The sequence below is a fragment of the Saccharibacillus sp. O23 genome (assembly GCF_002205895.1).
Classification (GTDB): domain Bacteria; phylum Bacillota; class Bacilli; order Paenibacillales; family Paenibacillaceae; genus Saccharibacillus.
This window is the reverse complement of record NZ_NJDE01000012.1, coordinates 80,226-95,695: the sequence shown is the minus strand read 5'-3', so window position 1 is coordinate 95,695 and position 15,470 is coordinate 80,226. Positions and strand designations below refer to the sequence as shown.

Sequence of the window (15,470 nt, the reverse complement as noted above, 5' to 3'; positions counted from 1 at the left end):
CACGGCCCGCAGGGGGCGGCGCGCCCGCCGAAAGCGCAGGCCCCGCGCGGTCTTCGGGCCGCGCCCCGGCCGAGCAGGTCGACGCGCCGACGCAGCGCGTCTTCGTGAAGATCGCGGCAGACCGCCGCAATCCCGAGCTGCTCGAGACGCTCAAGAGCATGCTCCAGAGCCGTCCCGGCCCGATGCCGACGCTGCTCTTCTATGAAGATACGCAGAAGCTGATCGCGCTTAGCGACGCGTACCGCATCCAGCCTTCGCCGGAGCTGTTCGCGCAGATGGAAGGCCTGCTCGGCGAAGGAACCGTTCGGGTCAAATAAACCCGCCCGCCGGTTTCCGAAGCGAGCTTGTTCGGAAGAAGCGTTTGATTCGAAACGAAGACCCGCGCGCTCCGCTCGGAAACGGCCGAACGCCGGGCGAAAACCGTCTTGCTGCGGTTTTCGCCCGGCGTTTTCGAGCTTCGTTTCGCTCCGCTGCCGAAGCCTTCTCGGCGGGAGTCCGCCGACCGGCAGCGCCGCCGATCCGCGCCGCGTCCGACTTCGGCTTTTCCGCATATCCGCGCGAAAAGGTCCGCTCCGAGGCGCCGCGCGCCCGCCCGGCCTTGTTCCCGTCGCCGATTCTGTTGCTAAAAAAAACAGCCTTATGGTATCATTAACCCATTATGCGGGGAAAACGGGTTCATCCGGGCAGTCGACAAGGGGGACGCATTCGTTCATGTGGACGGTGATCTATATCGCCTCTACCGCCAGATTGGCGGAGAAGCTCAAGAGCAGGCTGACCGAAGAAGGTTTTCTCGTCAAGATCCGTCCCGTCAACATGTCCAAACAGCAGTTCGAGATTCTGGTCCCGTCCGGCGAGCTTGAAGAAATTCAGGAGGTGCTGAATTCCATTTTGCACTCCTGACCGCAGCCAAGCCCGGCCGGGATCGAAACGCGAGAGCAAGAACGGTTAGCAAGATCGACCTTCAAGGCGAGGCCCGCCAAATAACGGCTGAAGAGGTGTAGTGGTGTTCAAGGATTTGTTTCAGAAAAAAAGAAAGTACGCAACCCTTCCTTCCGACCGCAACGCCGTAAACGGCGAAGCGGAGGCGCAGCAGCGCCCCAAGCGGGAGATCCCCGAAGGGCTGATGAATAAATGCAGCAAATGCGGCGCGATCCAATACAGCAAAGAGCTGGAGAAAAACCTGAAAGTCTGCCCGTCCTGCGGCCATCACATGCGCCTCAACGCGATGGAACGCATCGCCATGACGCTGGACGAAGGCAGCTTCGTCGAGCATGACGCGGATGTCGTATCGATCGATCCGCTGGAATTCCCGGGTTACGCGAACAAACTGGAAGAGCAGAAATTGAAGTCCGGACTCAAAGAAGCGGTCGTGACGGGCGAAGGCGCGATCAACGGCCAGCCGGTCGCCGTCGCGGTCATGAGTTTCGACTTTTTCAGCGGAAGCATGGGTTCGGCGGTCGGCGAGAAGATCACGCGGATCATCGAACATGCCGGCCAATACGGCCTGCCGCTGATCATCTTCTCGACGTCGGGCGGCGCACGGATGCAGGAGAGCATCTACAGTCTCATGCAGATGGCGAAGACCAGCGCGGCGCTCGGACATTTCGCGGACAAAGGCGGACTCTACCTCTCGGTCATCACCGATCCGACGATGGGCGGGGTGTCGGCCAGCTTCGCTATGCTCGGAGATCTGATCATTGCCGAACCGGGCGCTACCTTCGGCTTCGCCGGACGCCTCGTCATCGAACAGACCATTCGTCAGAAACTGCCGGACGATTTCCAGACGGCGGACTTCAACTTGCAGCACGGACAGCTCGATCTGGTCGTGCACCGCAAAGAAATGAAAACCATGCTGGGCAAGTTGATCGACATGCACAGTAAAAAGGAGGAGCTCTAGACGGATGGCGGGAGAATTGGCGTTTGAGCAGCCCCTTGTAGAGCTGCGTAAAAAGATCGACGAGCTTAAGCAGTTCGGTCAAGAAAAAGGAATCGACTTCACAGATGAAATCTCCCGGCTGGAAGAGCGCTACGCGCAGCTTCAGTCGGAAATTTACAATAACGTATCGCCCGCGCAGAAAATGCATTTGGCGCGTCATCATCAGCGTCCGACGACGCTCGATCTGATCCCGCATATTTTCGCGGACTTCGTCGAGCTGCACGGCGACCGGATGTTCGGCGACGACCTCGCGATCGTGGGCGGACTGGCCCGCTTGAACGGCAAACCGGTTACGGTGATCGGGCATCAGCGCGGCAAAGACACCAAAGACAATATCGCGCGTTTCTTCGGCAGCCCTCACCCTGAAGGCTACCGCAAAGCGCAGCGTCTGATGAAACAGGCCGAGAAGTTCGGCCGTCCGATCATCACGTTTATCGATACCAAAGGCGCGTATCCCGGAAACACGGCGGAAGAACGCGGCCAATCCGAAGCGATCGCGCGCAGCATGCTGGAAATGGCGATGCTCAAAGTGCCGGTCATCTGCATCGTGATCGGCGAAGGCGGAAGCGGCGGCGCGATCGCCGTCGGTCTCGGAAACCGCGTATTGATGCTGGAAAACGCGATCTATTCGGTCATCTCGCCGAACGGCGCGGCTTCGATCTTGTGGAAAGACGCGTCCAAAGCCGATCAGGCGGCGGAAGCGATGAAGATCACGGCGGCCGACCTGTTCGAGTTCGGCGTCATCGAAGAAGTGATCGCGGAACCGCAGGGAGGCGCGCATCGCGATTACGAAGCGACCGCGATCGCGATCAAGGACGCGCTCGAACGTCATCTGGGCGAGCTCGCTGTCTTTGACGCGCAGACGTTGATTGCCGACCGCTACGAGAAATTCCGCAAGATCGGACAATATGCTTCGGATGCGGGTTTACCGAATTCCTGAGCAGTTTTTACCTTAAAAACCTATACAAAGCCGTGATTTTAGTGTAGATTTAATTGTTGGTGAGGATTCGAACATCTTCCGATCAACCGACTTTCTACGCAGATCACCAAGAGGTCGGTGCACCGCGAACCGGCCTCTTTTTTGTCGCCCGGAAGCGGAAGGAAGAGTTTCGCTTTCTCGATTGCATGCACTGGCAAGTAGACAGAGAGACTCGGCAAGAGTCCCAAACAGAGATCGACAGAGATCAAAAAACGGAGGAACCCAAATGCGCAAAACAAAAATCGTATGTACGATCGGTCCGGCAAGCGAATCGCTGGAGAACACGAAAAAGTTGATCATGGCGGGCATGAACGTCGCTCGCATGAACTTCTCCCACGGTGACTTCGAAGAGCACGGCAACCGCATTAAAAATATCCGTCAAGCCAGCCAAGAGCTGGGCAAGAGCGTCGCTCTGCTGCTGGATACCAAAGGTCCGGAAATCCGCACGGGCAAAATCGCGGTCGAGCCTCTGGATCTGGTAGAAGGCGAAACGATCACGTTGACGACCGAAGAAATCGCCGGCGACAAAAACCGCCTGTCCGTTTCTTACGTCGACCTGCCGAAAGACGTATCCGTAGGCTCCACGATCCTGATCGACGACGGTCTGATCGGCCTCACGGTTACCAAAGTCGAAGGTACGGAAATCGAGTGCCATATCGTCAACGGCGGACAGATCAAAAGCCGTAAAGGCGTAAACGTGCCGGGCGTCAGCATCTCGCTTCCGGGCATTACGGAGAAGGATACGAACGATATCGTTTTCGGTATCGAACAAGGCGTCGACTTCATCGCCGCTTCCTTCGTTCGCAAAGCCAGCGACGTACTGGAAATCCGCGAACTGCTCAAAAAGCATAACGCCGAACATATCCAAATCATCTCCAAAATCGAAAACCAAGAAGGCGTGGACAACCTCGACGAAATCCTCGAAGTTTCCGACGGCCTGATGGTTGCCCGCGGCGACCTCGGCGTAGAAATCCCGGCCGAAGAAGTGCCGATCGTGCAAAAGCAAATGATCGAAAAATGTAACCGTGCCGGCAAACCGGTCATCACGGCTACGCAAATGCTCGATTCGATGCAGCGCAACCCGCGTCCGACCCGCGCCGAAGCGAGCGACGTGGCGAACGCCATCCTCGACGGCACGGACGCGATCATGCTGTCCGGCGAAACGGCTGCCGGCAAATATCCGGTAGAATCCGTACAGACGATGTCCCGCATCGCCGAAAAAGCGGAATCCGCGATCGCGAACCGCGAGATTCTGAAGAAACAAAGCGAAGCGCAGCAAACTTCCGTCACGGAGTCGATCAGCCAATCGGTCGCTCACGCGGCTTGGAACTTGGATGCCAAAGCGATCGTGACTTCGACTCAATCGGGTACGACGGCTCGCATGATCTCCAAATACCGTCCGGTGGCTCCGATCATCGCGGTAACGACGCAGGAGCAAACGCTTCGTCGTCTGGCTCTGGCATGGGGCGTCATCCCGGTCAAAGGCGAAGTCGCCGAAACGACGGACGAACTGTTCGAAAGCGCGCTGGAAGGCGCGAAGAATTCGGGTCTGGTCGAAAAAGGCGATCTGGTCGTGATCACGGCCGGCGTGCCGCTGGGACGCTCGGGTTCGACGAACCTGATCAAAGTCGACCACATCCATTAAGAATATCCGCGATCCGCAGAGCGGTTTTCGGATTTCGAAAGCAGCTTTTCGCAAACTTATGCGCGATAAGAAAAACCGCCGGCTTCCGGCGGTTTTTTGCGTTGCCCGAAGCCCGGCGCCGATCAGGCAGCCGAGCGGGCAAAGTTGGCAATCCTTCTGACTTTTCGTATACAATAGACAGACAGGCTTAACAAGGAGTGGGAAGGCATGGGCAGTTCCGAAACGAAAAAATCCGAAAAACAAAGCAGATGGTTCCGCACGGGATTGAAAGTGCGTTATCAAGAAACCGACAAGATGGCGGTCGTCTACCATGCCAATTATCTGAATTGGTTCGAAATCGCGCGCACCGAGATGATCCGGGCGATCGGATTATCTTACCGGGAGATCGAAGAGCAGGGCGTCTATCTGCCCGTGCTGGAAGCGCGCGCGAGATACGTCAGTCCGGCCCGTTATGACGATCGGATCTGGATCTACGCCCGGATCGGCGCGTTCTCGCCGCTGCGTCTGGAATACGAATACGAAGTGCGCCGCTGCGAAGAAGACGGCGAATGGAACGTCGATCCCGCTTATTTCGGCGAAGGCGAAGACCGTCCGGGAACCCTGCTGAACGCCGGAGGAACCGAACATATCTGGCTCAGCGCCGATTGGAAGCCGATTCGGCTGCACAAAGCCGCGCCGGAGCTGTACGCGCGCATCGGAGAATGGATCGCCGAAGAAAGCTCGGCGCGAGAGGAGAAACCGCATGAAAAATAAAATATCCGTTTTGTTTATACTGGGCGTCATCGTGGAAGCCGCGTTATTCGCTTGGCTGATCCAATATTTCGGTTTCTTCAAAACGATCGTGCTCGCGCTGGCAACGACCGTGATCGGCATCGCGATGGTGCAGTTCGAAGGGCGCAAAGCCATGAACGATCTCAAACAGCTTGCCGAAAGCGGCCAACCGCCCGGCCGTAAACTGGTCGACGGCGTGTGCATCATGGCCGGCGGCGCTCTTCTGGTCGCTCCGGGGTTTATCACCGACCTGATCGGCATCACGTTAGTCTTCCCTTTGACCCGTCCTCTCTACCACCGCGCCGCGATGCGTTGGATCGAGAAACGGATGAAGAACGGAAATATCACCTTCTACCGGCGCTGAGCCGGTTTTTTTATTGGCTGAGCTTTTCGCGTTTGCGAGCTGAACCTTTGGCAGCTTGTATGATTTGTCTTTCCTATCTTTCCCATCCCTCCCCGTTTGCGGAGGGGCGGATGGACGAGCGCAGCGAAGGGCTAATGAACGGTGAGAGTCGATTAGCGTAGGGAGAAATTCAGTGGAGGAACGATAGTGTTCGCCTTTGAAATCGGGAAGACTCATCTAAAAGTCTAATCATTCTTCCCGATTTCAACACGCAACCTAAAGCCTTTCGAAGAAAGGCACTTCGGAAGCATAAGCTACGAATTTCTCCCGGAGCGCGCAAGGCTCCATAAGGAATTCGACCTTTGCTCCAGCGCATCCCATCCGCTTCCCGCAAACCTATTTTGTCATTTTACGCAACTTGCAAACGCTTGCTCACTCCTGTAACATATATCATTGTAAGGGGTTGCAAGAACTGCTTATCGGGCCGATAAAACAATTTGATTCCCGACAGACGAGCAGAATTGTTCAAAAAATGGACAAAATCCAGTATGATGAAAAAGAAAGAATCTTACATGTCTTGTTGTTTTTTAAAGCAAGATACCGCCGGAAAGGCTCAAACCGTTTTCCAAGTCTTAAAAACGGTTACAAATATCTGGAGCCTTTCGCCGTTTGCGGCATGCTTTCAAATTCGATTCGTCTTTTTATCGGCGGACGACGGGATTGAAAGCATGCCCGACCGAATGTACCGCACGCATTTATTCCGTTCCATACGCAAAGGAGAGATGTACGATGACAGCGACTAAAGGTCTGGAAGGCATTGTGGCCGCAACTTCTTCGATCAGTTCGATCGTGGACGGTGTGCTTACATACCGAGGGTATAACATCGATGATCTAGCCGCGAACGCGTCCTTCGACGAAGTGGCGTATTTGCTTTGGCACGGCGCGCTGCCGAACGAAGAGCAGTTGTCCAAGCTGAGAAGCAATCTGCAAGCCTACGCGCCCGTTCCGGCGGAGCTGCTGGAGCAGATGAAGCATTATCCGAAAGACATGAACATGATGGCGGCGCTCCGTACGGCCGTATCCGGCCTCGCTTTGTACGACAAAGAAGCCGACGATATGAGCCGCGAAGCCAACGTGACCAAGGCGGAACGCCTGCAAGCGCAGCTGCCTACGCTGGTCGCGGCTTTGTCGCGCATCGCCGACGGCAAAGAGCCGATCGCTCCTAAGGACGGACTCGGGCTGACCGAGAATTTCCTGTACATGATGAGCGGAGAAGTACCGGCGGATACGGCGGTCGAAGCGCTCGACAAAGCGCTCGTGCTGCACGCCGACCACGAATTGAACGCTTCGACGTTCGCTTCCCGGGTAACGGTAGCGACGCTGTCGGACATTTATTCGGGCGTGACGTCCGCGATCGGCGCGCTTAAAGGTCCGCTGCACGGCGGCGCCAACGAAGCCGTCATGCGCATGCTGGAAGAGATCGGTTCGCCGGATAACGTGGAAACGTATATCAACGACAAACTGAGCAACAAAGTCAAGATCATGGGCTTCGGCCACCGGGTCTACAAGAACGGCGATCCGCGCGCGAAGCACCTGATGGAGATGTCGCGCCGTCTCGGCGAGATGAACGGCGATTCGTCGCTGTACGAGATGTCCGTCAAGATCGAAGATCTGGTCACGTCGCAAAAAGGCTTGAAGCCGAACGTCGACTTCTATTCCGCGTCCGTGTACACGATGCTGGGCATTCCCCGCAAACTGTTCACGCCGATCTTCGCGATCAGCCGGGTATCGGGGTGGACCGCGCATATTCTGGAGCAATACGAAGATAACCGCTTGATCCGTCCTCGCGCCGAATACGTGGGCGAACTGGATCTGACGTACGTACCGCTCAAGCAGCGCTAATTCGCGAGCCGTCCGAGCGCTTTCGCAAGGGCCGGACGGCTTTTCACGGCGTTTTGTCACGATTTGTTCAAAAGTCGTCCGTCATGCGCTACAATAAGAAAGACTGCGGGAACGCGAAGCTGATCTTCGCCTCTGCCCGACTATTCACCCACACTCGAAGGAGGAATTCCGTTCATGTCTAAGTTGGAAAAATTCGCCGCACCGACCGAGGGAGAAAAAATTCAAATCGAGGAAGGCGGAGCGCTGTCCGTTCCGAATAACCCGATCATTCCGTTTATCGAAGGCGACGGCACAGGCCGCGACATCTGGAAAGCTTCCAAACGCGTACTCGACGCGGCCGTAGAAAAAGCTTACGGCGGCGACAAAAAAATCGCTTGGTACGAAGTGTTTGCCGGTGAAAAAGCATTCAATACATACGGAGAATGGCTGCCGGCCGATACGCTGACGGCAATCCGTGAATATATCGTAGCGATCAAGGGACCGCTGACGACGCCGATCGGCGGCGGCATCCGCTCCCTGAACGTGGCGCTGCGTCAAGAACTGGACCTGTACGTGTGCCTGCGTCCGGTACGCTATTTCGACGGCGTGCCTTCGCCGGTTAAGCGTCCGGAACTGGTCGACATGGTCATCTTCCGCGAGAACACGGAAGATATCTATGCCGGCATCGAATATCAGGAAGGCACGGAAGAAGTCAAGAAAGTGCTGGAATTCCTGAAAAACGAAATGGGCGTCAACAAGATTCGTTTCCCGGAAACGTCGGGGATCGGCATCAAGCCCGTATCGGAAGAAGGCTCCAAGCGTCTGGTTCGCGCCGCGGTTCAATACGCGATCGACCACGGCCGCAAGAGCGTAACGCTGGTACACAAAGGCAACATCATGAAGTTCACGGAAGGCGCCTTCAAGAACTGGGGCTACGAAGTGGCCGAAGCGGAATTCGGCGATAAGGTCTTCACTTGGGCGCAATACGACCAAATCAAAGAACAAGACGGCACGGACGCGGCGAACGCGGCTCAGAAAGCGGCCGAAGACGCAGGCAAAATCATCGTCAAAGATGCGATTGCCGACATCGCGCTGCAGCAAGTTCTGACTCGTCCGACAGACTTCGACGTCATCGCGACGCTGAACCTGAACGGCGACTACCTGTCCGACGCACTGGCTGCGCAAGTCGGCGGCATCGGTATCGCGCCGGGCGCCAACATCAACTACGTGACGGGCCACGCGATCTTCGAAGCGACGCACGGCACGGCTCCGAAATACGCGGACAAAGACGTGGTGAACCCGGGTTCGGTTATCCTGTCCGGCGTTATGCTGCTCGAACACCTGGGCTGGCAGGAAGCGGCTGCGCTCATCTACAAAGGACTGGAAACGTCGATCAACAACAAGACGGTCACTTACGACTTCGCCCGCTTGATGGAAGGCGCGAAAGAAGTGAAGTGCTCGGAGTTCGCCGACGAAGTCATCCGCAACATGTAATTTCGTCAGTTCACGCGGACGGAAGCGGGCCGGCAACGGCTCGTCTTTCCGTCCGTTCTTTTTTACGTCAGAATCTTCGCCACTACGATTACGGGGAGGCAACAGAATATGACCGTTACGCGCAAAAAGATCACGATTGTCGGCGCGGGATTCACCGGCGCGACCGCCGCGCTGATGATCGCGCAGAAGGAACTGGGAGACGTCGTGCTGCTCGATATTCCGCAGCTCGAGAACCCGACCAAAGGCAAAGCGCTCGATCTGCTGGAAGCGTCGCCGGTACAAGGCTTCGACGCGCGCATCGTCGGCACGTCCGACTATGCCGACGCGAAGGATTCCGATCTGGTCATCCTGACGGCGGGCATCGCCCGCAAGCCGGGAATGAGCCGCGACGATCTGGTCAATACCAACGCCGGCATCGTCCGTTCGGTCTGCGAACAGATCAAGGTCGTGGCTCCGGACAGTACCGTGCTGGTACTGAGCAATCCGGTGGACGCGATGACGTACGCGGCGTACCGGACGCTCGGATTTCCGAAGAATCGGGTAATCGGGCAATCCGGCGTATTGGACACGGCGCGCTACTGCACGTTTATCGCCGAAGAATTGAACGTGTCGGTCGAAGACGTGCGCGGCTTCGTGCTCGGCGGGCACGGCGACGACATGGTTCCGCTCGTTCGCTACTCGAGCGTGGGAGGCATTCCGATCGAGACGCTGATTCCGGCAGAACGGATCGCGGAGATCGTCCAGCGCACGCGCGTGGGCGGCGGCGAGATCGTCAACCTGCTCGGCAACGGCAGCGCGTACTACGCGCCGGCCGCTTCGTTGACCCAGATGGCCGAAGCGATCTTGAAAGACAAGAAACGCGTGCTGCCGGCGATCGCTCTGCTGGAAGGCGAATACGGCTATCACGATCTCTTCCTCGGCGTGCCGACCGTGCTCGGCGGCGGAGGCATCGAGCAAGTCTTCGAACTCGATTTGGCTCCCGAAGAGAAAGCCGCGCTCGACAAGTCCGCCGAATCGGTGCGCGGCGTCATTTCGGTAGTCGCGGCAGGACTCGGCTGAACCGACGGAAGTCGCGCGAATCGGTCGCAGATGCTTTTTGAACGCCCGGTCCGACGAAGATTGTCGGAAGCCGGGCGTTTTGCGTGCGCGGGCTCGCTGACAATTCGGGCCGAATCGGGTAAAATAGCGCAAGAAGAAGGAGGAGGAGAATAATGGAACGGTTTATTTTGTTTCTGCACGTGCTGGGCGCTGTCGCCATGGGCTTCTATCTGCTGGCGCCGCTGATCGTCGCCAAACTGGGCAAGATGGAAGGCGAAGCGAAGCAGGGCGTGCTGTCGATCATGCGCTCGCTCAATACATACGCGCAGTACGGTCTGGTGCTGGAACTGCTCACAGGCTTGTATTTGTTTTTGCAAGACGACTACTCGGTGCTCTGGATCGCGCTGACTTTCGTGCTGTTCGTGCTGATCGGCGCGTTCGGCGGCATGATGGGCGGACCGCTGCGCCGCGCGCTCGACGGCATTCGCGAACGCCGCGATATCTCGGCCGAGCTTCGCAAACTGCAAGTGTTCGGTCTGATGGTCTGCGTCTCGTTCGTGGCGATCTTGTTCGTGATGATGTTCCATCGTTTGTTCGCTTAAACGCGAATCGGCAATCATGCTGCGGCCTTTTTCTTTTCGCCGAAGACTCTTGCGAGTCTACGGCGGCGGAAGGGGTCGTTTGTCATTTTCGGCATGTTTTTGGAAATCGGGCGTTTGGCCGGGCGGCGGGGGTGGTAAGTATGGAGCGGAAGCTCAAGACAACTACAGATCGACGCGAAGGGAGTTTTCGACCATGCCAGCCAACGAACAGCAAGCCAACGCAAACCGACCGGAAAGCCCGCCTGCCCAACAGCTCGAAGGACACGGAACCGAGTCGGAGATGACGCCGAGACCCGAGTACATTTCCCCGACCTACAAAGCCGCCGGCAAGCTTGCGGGAATGACCGCGCTGATTACCGGAGGCGACAGCGGGATCGGCCGCGCCGTCGCCGTCCACTACGCCAAAGAAGGCGCGGACGTGGCGATCGTCTATCTCAGCGAACATGCCGATGCCGAAGAGACCAAAAACCTCGTCGAAGCCGAAGGACGCCAATGCCTGCTGCTGGCGGGAGACGTCGGCGAAGAATCGTTCGCGCAGGAATCGATCAAGCGCGTCGTCGACAAATTCGGCAAACTCGATATTTTGGTCAACAACGCCGCCGAACAGCATCCTCAGGAATCGCTGACCGATATCACGGCCGAGCAGCTCGAGCGCACGTTCCGCACGAATATTTTCGGCATGTTCTTCATGTCCAAAGCGGCGCTGCCGCATCTCAAAGAAGGTTCGTCGATCATCAATACGACTTCGATCACCGCGTATCGCGGCAGTCCGCAGCTGCTGGATTATTCGTCCACCAAAGGCGCGATCACGAGTTTCACCCGTTCGTTGTCGATGAGCTTGGCGGAGCAGAAGATCCGTGTTAACGGCGTAGCGCCGGGACCGATCTGGACGCCGCTCATTCCGTCGACGTTCCCGAAAGAGAAAGTCGAATCGTTCGGCGAATCGCAGCCGCTCGGCCGGATGGGCCAACCTTCCGAACTGGGTCCCGCTTACGTCTATCTGGCTTCGCCGGATGCTTCGTACGTCAGCGGACAGATCATTCATATCAACGGCGGAGAAGTCGTGAACGGATAAGATTCGCGTTTGCGCCGGACTGCCGAGCTTTTTGAGAAGACCGAAACATGAAAAAACCGTTCCGCCAAGCGCTGCTTCGCGCTTGCTGCGGAACGGTTTTTTTCGGACGGAGCGTCGATCGTCGCGCTCGAACCGGCGAAGCGGCGCGCAATCTCAACGCACTTCGGGCCGTTTGGCTTCTTCGCCGACCTGCGCCGACAGTTCGTCGAGCGTCATCTCGAACGCGGGCGCGAGATGCTTGAGGAAATATTCGACTTCCGGCATGGCCGATTCGGCCAGCTTTTCTTCGGTCTGCTGTTTGGCGACGGCGAATTCGCGGTTGCCCGCGGCGACTTCCCAAGCGCATTTGAGGTAAGCGTCGATCCGGTCGGCCGCTTTGACGTAGGCATGCAGTTCGCGGTCTTCCGCGCTCGGTTCGGTCGTACCGATCAGCGAAGCGTAGACGGGCCGAAGAGGTTCCGGGGCCATATCGTTCAAGCGCTGCGCGCCCATCTGCTCGATGAGCCGGAAGTTGGACAGCAGCGCTTCGTTATGATGCTTCACGGGCGTCGGAATATCGCCGGTGAACACTTCGGGCGCATCGTGGAACAAAGCCAGCGTGGCGGCCCGTTCGGCGTTCAGCGATTTGCCGTGCAGTTCGTTGCCGATCGTGCAGAGCAGATGGGCCAGCAGCGCGACGTGGTACGAATGTTCGGCGACGTTTTCGGTCATCGTGCTTCGCATCAAGCTCCAGCGCTTGATATGTTTGAGACGGTATAGATAAGCGGAGAACGGATAAGTGGTCAATGAGGGCACCCTTTCTTTGCAGCGTTCAAGACTTTCGGTCGTTGGACTTTATGGTAAGATAGAAGACACGTTATTCATTATAGCAGGATCGAAAGGAAGGGACGCAAGTGAAAAACGCAGGAATCCGGCGACAGCGGGACGTCCGATGAGAGAGAAGGCTCTGGCGTTCAGCGGATGGGTGGATCGCGGCATGTTCTGGATCACGCCTTCGATGCTCGTGCTCGGCCTCGTGTTTTCCGAGCTGTTTATTCGCTGGGTTCCCGCCATTCCGTATCTGTTCGCTTATATCACCTTCGTCATGGGCGTCGGCTGCGGGAGAGAGCATCTGAAGCAGGTGTTCGCGAGACCGTTTCCGATCGTACTGACGCTGATTCTCAGCCATCTGGTCGCGCCGCTGGCCGCGTTCGCGCTCGGCAGCGCGCTGTTCGGCGCTTCTTCGCCTTATACGGTGGGGCTGGTGCTGTTCACGGTCATTCCGCTCGGCGTATCTTCCGTGCTGTGGATCGAGCTGTCCGGAGGCAGTCTGGCGTTGGGACTCGCGATGGTGCTGCTGGACTCCGCGCTCAGTCCGATCATCGTGCCGGGATTGATCGAAGCTTTTTTCGGCGCGCAGCTTTCGTTCGACACGCTGCATCTGATGCGCGATCTGCTGCTGATGGTCGTCGTGCCTACCGCGCTCGGAGTCGTCGTCTACGAACGGTCCGGCGGGCGTTTCAAGCAGCGGGCCGGACCGATTCTGCTGCCGATCTCCAAGATCTTTTTCATGTTAGTCATCCTGCTGAACGCGGCCGGCATCGCGCCTTACGCGTACGAGCTGCGCGGAGACCTGCTCTCCGTCATTCCGGCCGTGCTGATTCTGGTCGCGCTCGGTTATCTGCTCGGGTATTATATGCCGCTGCTGCTCGGACAGAAAAGGCCGGAAACGTTGGTTACCGTGTCGTTCGCGGCCGGGATGCGCAACAATTCGCTCGGTCTGGTACTGGCGCTCGGTTATTTTTCCCCGCAGGCCGCCGTTCCGGTCGTGCTCGCCATTCTGGTGCAGCAGCCGCTGGCGACGCTGCATCAGTTCGTTTTACGTAAATTCAAACCGTATCCGTTGAAGGAGAGCCTGCATTCATGAGACCTTTTCGTTCCCGCTTGACTTTGATCATGCTGCTGCTCGTCGGCATCTCCGTGCTCGCAGCCGGTCTGACCATGGCCAAAGTCTTCCGCGATTCGCATATCCACTCTCTGGAAGAGTATATGGCGAGAGAAATCAATCTGCTCGAAGATCTGCTGGAACTTCCGGCCGCTCCGGCGGAAAAGCAGGAGGTGCCGGCAGTCTTCGAAAACGAAGCGAAACGCCTTGCCTCGCTTACCGATTCGCGCGTGACTTTCGTGGCGAAAGACGGCCGGGTATTGGGCGATTCGCTCAGCAAGCCGGGGCTGATGGACAATCACCTGAATCGCGAAGAGATACGCAATTCCCGTCCCGGCGTGCCGGGTCATGCGGTCCGCTACAGCGAGACGTTGGGACGCGACATGCTGTACGTCGCCGCGCCGATCAACTCGGCCGGAGGCTTCGAGGGATACGTGCGTTTGTCGATGAGTCTGGCGATCGTCGAAGAAGGCCTTCAGCGCGGCTGGATCATCATGGGTACCGCCCTCGCGGTGCTGTTCTTGATCGCGGCGTTGGTTAGCTACCGCATCGCCAAAGGGCTGACGCGTCCGATCGAACATATCATGGAAACGGCGAACCGGATCTCCAAACTCGATTACGATGCGCGGGTCGGCTCGACGGGTCGGGACGAGATCGGCCAGCTCGGCGCTTCGATCGACAATATGGCCGACAGCCTTCAGACGCAGATGCATACGATTCGCGACAACGAGAGCCTGCTTCAGAACGTGCTGGACAATATGACCGGCGGGATCATCATGATCGACGAAGAGGAGAAGATCGGACTCGTCAACCGTCAGGCCGAGCGGATGCTGGGGATTCGGGCGGACCGGATCGTCGGCCGTTCTTATACCGAGCTGAAGCGCTTCTACGATCTGACGAGCTTTATCCGCGAAGGCCTTCAGCACAAAGCCCGCACGCACGACGAACTGTCGTTGTTCGTGCCCGAAGAGAAGCTGATCGCGCTCGACGGAGTGCCGATGACCGTGCAGGACGATTCGTACCACGGCATGCTGTTCTTGTTTCAAGACGTGTCGGATATTCGCCGTCTGGAGCGGATGCGCAGCGAGTTCGTCGCCAACGTCTCGCACGAACTCAAAACGCCGGTCGCGGCGGTTCAAGGATTCGCCGAGACGCTGCTCGCCGGCGGGGTCCAAGACGAAGAAACGGCGCGTTCGTTCCTCAAGATCATCTACGACGAAGGAGACCGGCTGAACCGGCTGATCGGCGATATTCTCGATTTGTCGAAGATCGAATCGCGCCGGATTCAGCTCGATTACGCGCCGGTGCATATGCGGACGCTGTTCGAATCGGTATGCAAAGTGCTCGAAGGAGCGGCGGAGCAGAAGCGGATCGAGATCCGGTTGAACGTGCCGGAAGAACTGTTCATCGAAGCGGACGAAGACCGGCTGCGGCAGATCTTTATCAATCTGGTCGGCAACGGGGTGAGCTACACGCCGGAAGGCGGACGGATCGTGATCAAGGCGGAAGAATTCATGGACGAGGAATACGAAAGCGAGCGTATTCGGTTCAGCGTCTCGGACAACGGCATCGGAATTCCGAAGAAAGACCTGCCGCGAATCTTCGAAAGGTTCTATCGGGTCGACAAAGCGCGTTCGCGCAGCTCGGGCGGCACGGGACTCGGTCTGTCGATCGTCAAACATCTGGTGGAACTGCATCGCGGCACGATCGCCGTCGAAAGCGAAGTGGGCTCCGGCAGCACGTTTATCGTGGAGCTGCCCGTCTTGCAGGAAAATCCGTAAA

The 15,470-nt window shown here is 57.6% G+C and carries 15 protein-coding genes; 14 read left to right on the top strand and 1 reads right to left on the bottom strand.

The genetic code is table 11. The annotated features are described in order from the left end of the window. The 12 genes from CDO73_RS16740 to CDO73_RS16675 form a co-directional block, all read left to right on the top strand. Positions 1–317, top strand: a 317-nt coding sequence (locus CDO73_RS16740) for a hypothetical protein (RefSeq protein ID WP_143536142.1), incomplete at its 5' end; no start/stop codon positions are given. Positions 318–711: 394 nt separating this feature from the next. Further along, complete coding sequence (locus tag CDO73_RS16730; protein ID WP_088489673.1) at positions 712–900, top strand: glutamate decarboxylase; 189 nt, start codon at positions 712–714, stop codon at positions 898–900. Between the two features lie 103 nt (positions 901–1,003). After that, complete coding sequence (gene accD, locus CDO73_RS16725) at positions 1,004–1,897, top strand: acetyl-CoA carboxylase, carboxyltransferase subunit beta (protein ID WP_088489672.1); 894 nt, start codon at positions 1,004–1,006, stop codon at positions 1,895–1,897. Between the two features lie 4 nt (positions 1,898–1,901). Continuing rightward, a complete protein-coding gene (locus CDO73_RS16720; protein WP_088489671.1) occupies positions 1,902–2,876 on the top strand; it encodes an acetyl-CoA carboxylase carboxyltransferase subunit alpha in 975 nt (324 codons plus the stop codon). A 265-nt stretch (positions 2,877–3,141) separates the two neighbouring features. Continuing rightward, positions 3,142–4,560, top strand: coding sequence for a pyruvate kinase (pyk, locus tag CDO73_RS16715; RefSeq protein ID WP_088489670.1), 1,419 nt, complete (start codon positions 3,142–3,144; stop codon positions 4,558–4,560). A gap of 207 nt (positions 4,561–4,767) precedes the next feature. Further along, positions 4,768–5,313: an acyl-CoA thioesterase gene (locus CDO73_RS16710; RefSeq protein WP_088489669.1), complete on the top strand. Its 546-nt coding sequence runs from the start codon at positions 4,768–4,770 to the stop codon at positions 5,311–5,313. Beyond that, entirely contained in the window at positions 5,303–5,695 is a 393-nt protein-coding gene (locus tag CDO73_RS16705) for an FxsA family protein (RefSeq protein ID WP_088489668.1), read from the top strand. The genes CDO73_RS16710 and CDO73_RS16705 overlap by 11 nt, the downstream gene beginning before the upstream one ends. A 768-nt stretch (positions 5,696–6,463) precedes the next feature. Beyond that, positions 6,464–7,576 carry a citrate synthase gene (gene citZ / locus CDO73_RS16695; RefSeq protein ID WP_088489666.1) on the top strand — a complete coding sequence of 371 codons (1,113 nt, stop codon included), beginning with the start codon at positions 6,464–6,466 and terminating at the stop codon, positions 7,574–7,576. Between the two features lie 174 nt (positions 7,577–7,750). Next, positions 7,751–9,049, top strand: a complete 1,299-nt coding sequence (gene icd, locus CDO73_RS16690) for an NADP-dependent isocitrate dehydrogenase (RefSeq protein WP_088489665.1) — start codon at positions 7,751–7,753, stop codon at positions 9,047–9,049. A gap of 108 nt (positions 9,050–9,157) precedes the next feature. Then, positions 9,158–10,108, top strand: coding sequence for a malate dehydrogenase (gene mdh / locus CDO73_RS16685; RefSeq protein WP_088489664.1), 951 nt, complete (start codon positions 9,158–9,160; stop codon positions 10,106–10,108). Between the two features lie 152 nt (positions 10,109–10,260). Continuing rightward, on the top strand, positions 10,261–10,689 hold the full coding sequence (locus CDO73_RS16680; protein ID WP_088489663.1) for a hypothetical protein: 429 nt from the start codon (positions 10,261–10,263) through the stop codon (positions 10,687–10,689). A 193-nt stretch (positions 10,690–10,882) separates the two neighbouring features. Further along, positions 10,883–11,764, top strand: coding sequence for an SDR family oxidoreductase (locus CDO73_RS16675; protein WP_088489662.1), 882 nt, complete (start codon positions 10,883–10,885; stop codon positions 11,762–11,764). 153 nt (positions 11,765–11,917) lie between these two features. On the opposite strand, the gene yfbR is transcribed toward CDO73_RS16675, so the two are convergent. Further along, positions 11,918–12,550, bottom strand: a complete 633-nt coding sequence (gene yfbR, locus CDO73_RS16670) for a 5'-deoxynucleotidase (RefSeq protein ID WP_088489661.1) — start codon at positions 12,548–12,550, stop codon at positions 11,918–11,920. A 145-nt stretch (positions 12,551–12,695) separates the two neighbouring features. Between yfbR and CDO73_RS16665 the strand changes: the two genes are divergently transcribed. Both CDO73_RS16665 and pnpS read left to right on the top strand, forming a co-directional pair. Beyond that, the gene (locus CDO73_RS16665) at positions 12,696–13,670 is read left to right on the top strand and encodes a bile acid:sodium symporter family protein (RefSeq protein ID WP_088489660.1); all 975 of its coding nucleotides are present in this window, start codon (positions 12,696–12,698) and stop codon (positions 13,668–13,670) included. Further along, entirely contained in the window at positions 13,667–15,469 is a 1,803-nt protein-coding gene (gene pnpS, locus CDO73_RS16660) for a two-component system histidine kinase PnpS (RefSeq protein WP_088489659.1), read from the top strand. The genes CDO73_RS16665 and pnpS overlap by 4 nt, the downstream gene beginning before the upstream one ends. Position 15,470 lies beyond the last annotated feature (1 nt).

Excerpts from the sequence above, each read along its gene's own strand:
- CDO73_RS16730 (WP_088489673.1), top strand. The coding sequence starts at position 712 with ATGTGGACGGTGATCTATATCGCCTCTACCGCCAGATTGGCGGAGAAG.
- CDO73_RS16720 (WP_088489671.1), top strand. The coding sequence starts at position 1,902 with ATGGCGGGAGAATTGGCGTTTGAGCAGCCCCTTGTAGAGCTGCGTAAA.
- pyk (WP_088489670.1), top strand. The coding sequence starts at position 3,142 with ATGCGCAAAACAAAAATCGTATGTACGATCGGTCCGGCAAGCGAATCG.
- CDO73_RS16710 (WP_088489669.1), top strand. The coding sequence starts at position 4,768 with ATGGGCAGTTCCGAAACGAAAAAATCCGAAAAACAAAGCAGATGGTTC.
- CDO73_RS16705 (WP_088489668.1), top strand. The coding sequence starts at position 5,303 with ATGAAAAATAAAATATCCGTTTTGTTTATACTGGGCGTCATCGTGGAA.
- citZ (WP_088489666.1), top strand. The coding sequence starts at position 6,464 with ATGACAGCGACTAAAGGTCTGGAAGGCATTGTGGCCGCAACTTCTTCG.
- icd (WP_088489665.1), top strand. The coding sequence starts at position 7,751 with ATGTCTAAGTTGGAAAAATTCGCCGCACCGACCGAGGGAGAAAAAATT.
- mdh (WP_088489664.1), top strand. The coding sequence starts at position 9,158 with ATGACCGTTACGCGCAAAAAGATCACGATTGTCGGCGCGGGATTCACC.
- CDO73_RS16680 (WP_088489663.1), top strand. The coding sequence starts at position 10,261 with ATGGAACGGTTTATTTTGTTTCTGCACGTGCTGGGCGCTGTCGCCATG.
- CDO73_RS16675 (WP_088489662.1), top strand. The coding sequence starts at position 10,883 with ATGCCAGCCAACGAACAGCAAGCCAACGCAAACCGACCGGAAAGCCCG.
- CDO73_RS16665 (WP_088489660.1), top strand. The coding sequence starts at position 12,696 with ATGAGAGAGAAGGCTCTGGCGTTCAGCGGATGGGTGGATCGCGGCATG.
- pnpS (WP_088489659.1), top strand. The coding sequence starts at position 13,667 with ATGAGACCTTTTCGTTCCCGCTTGACTTTGATCATGCTGCTGCTCGTC.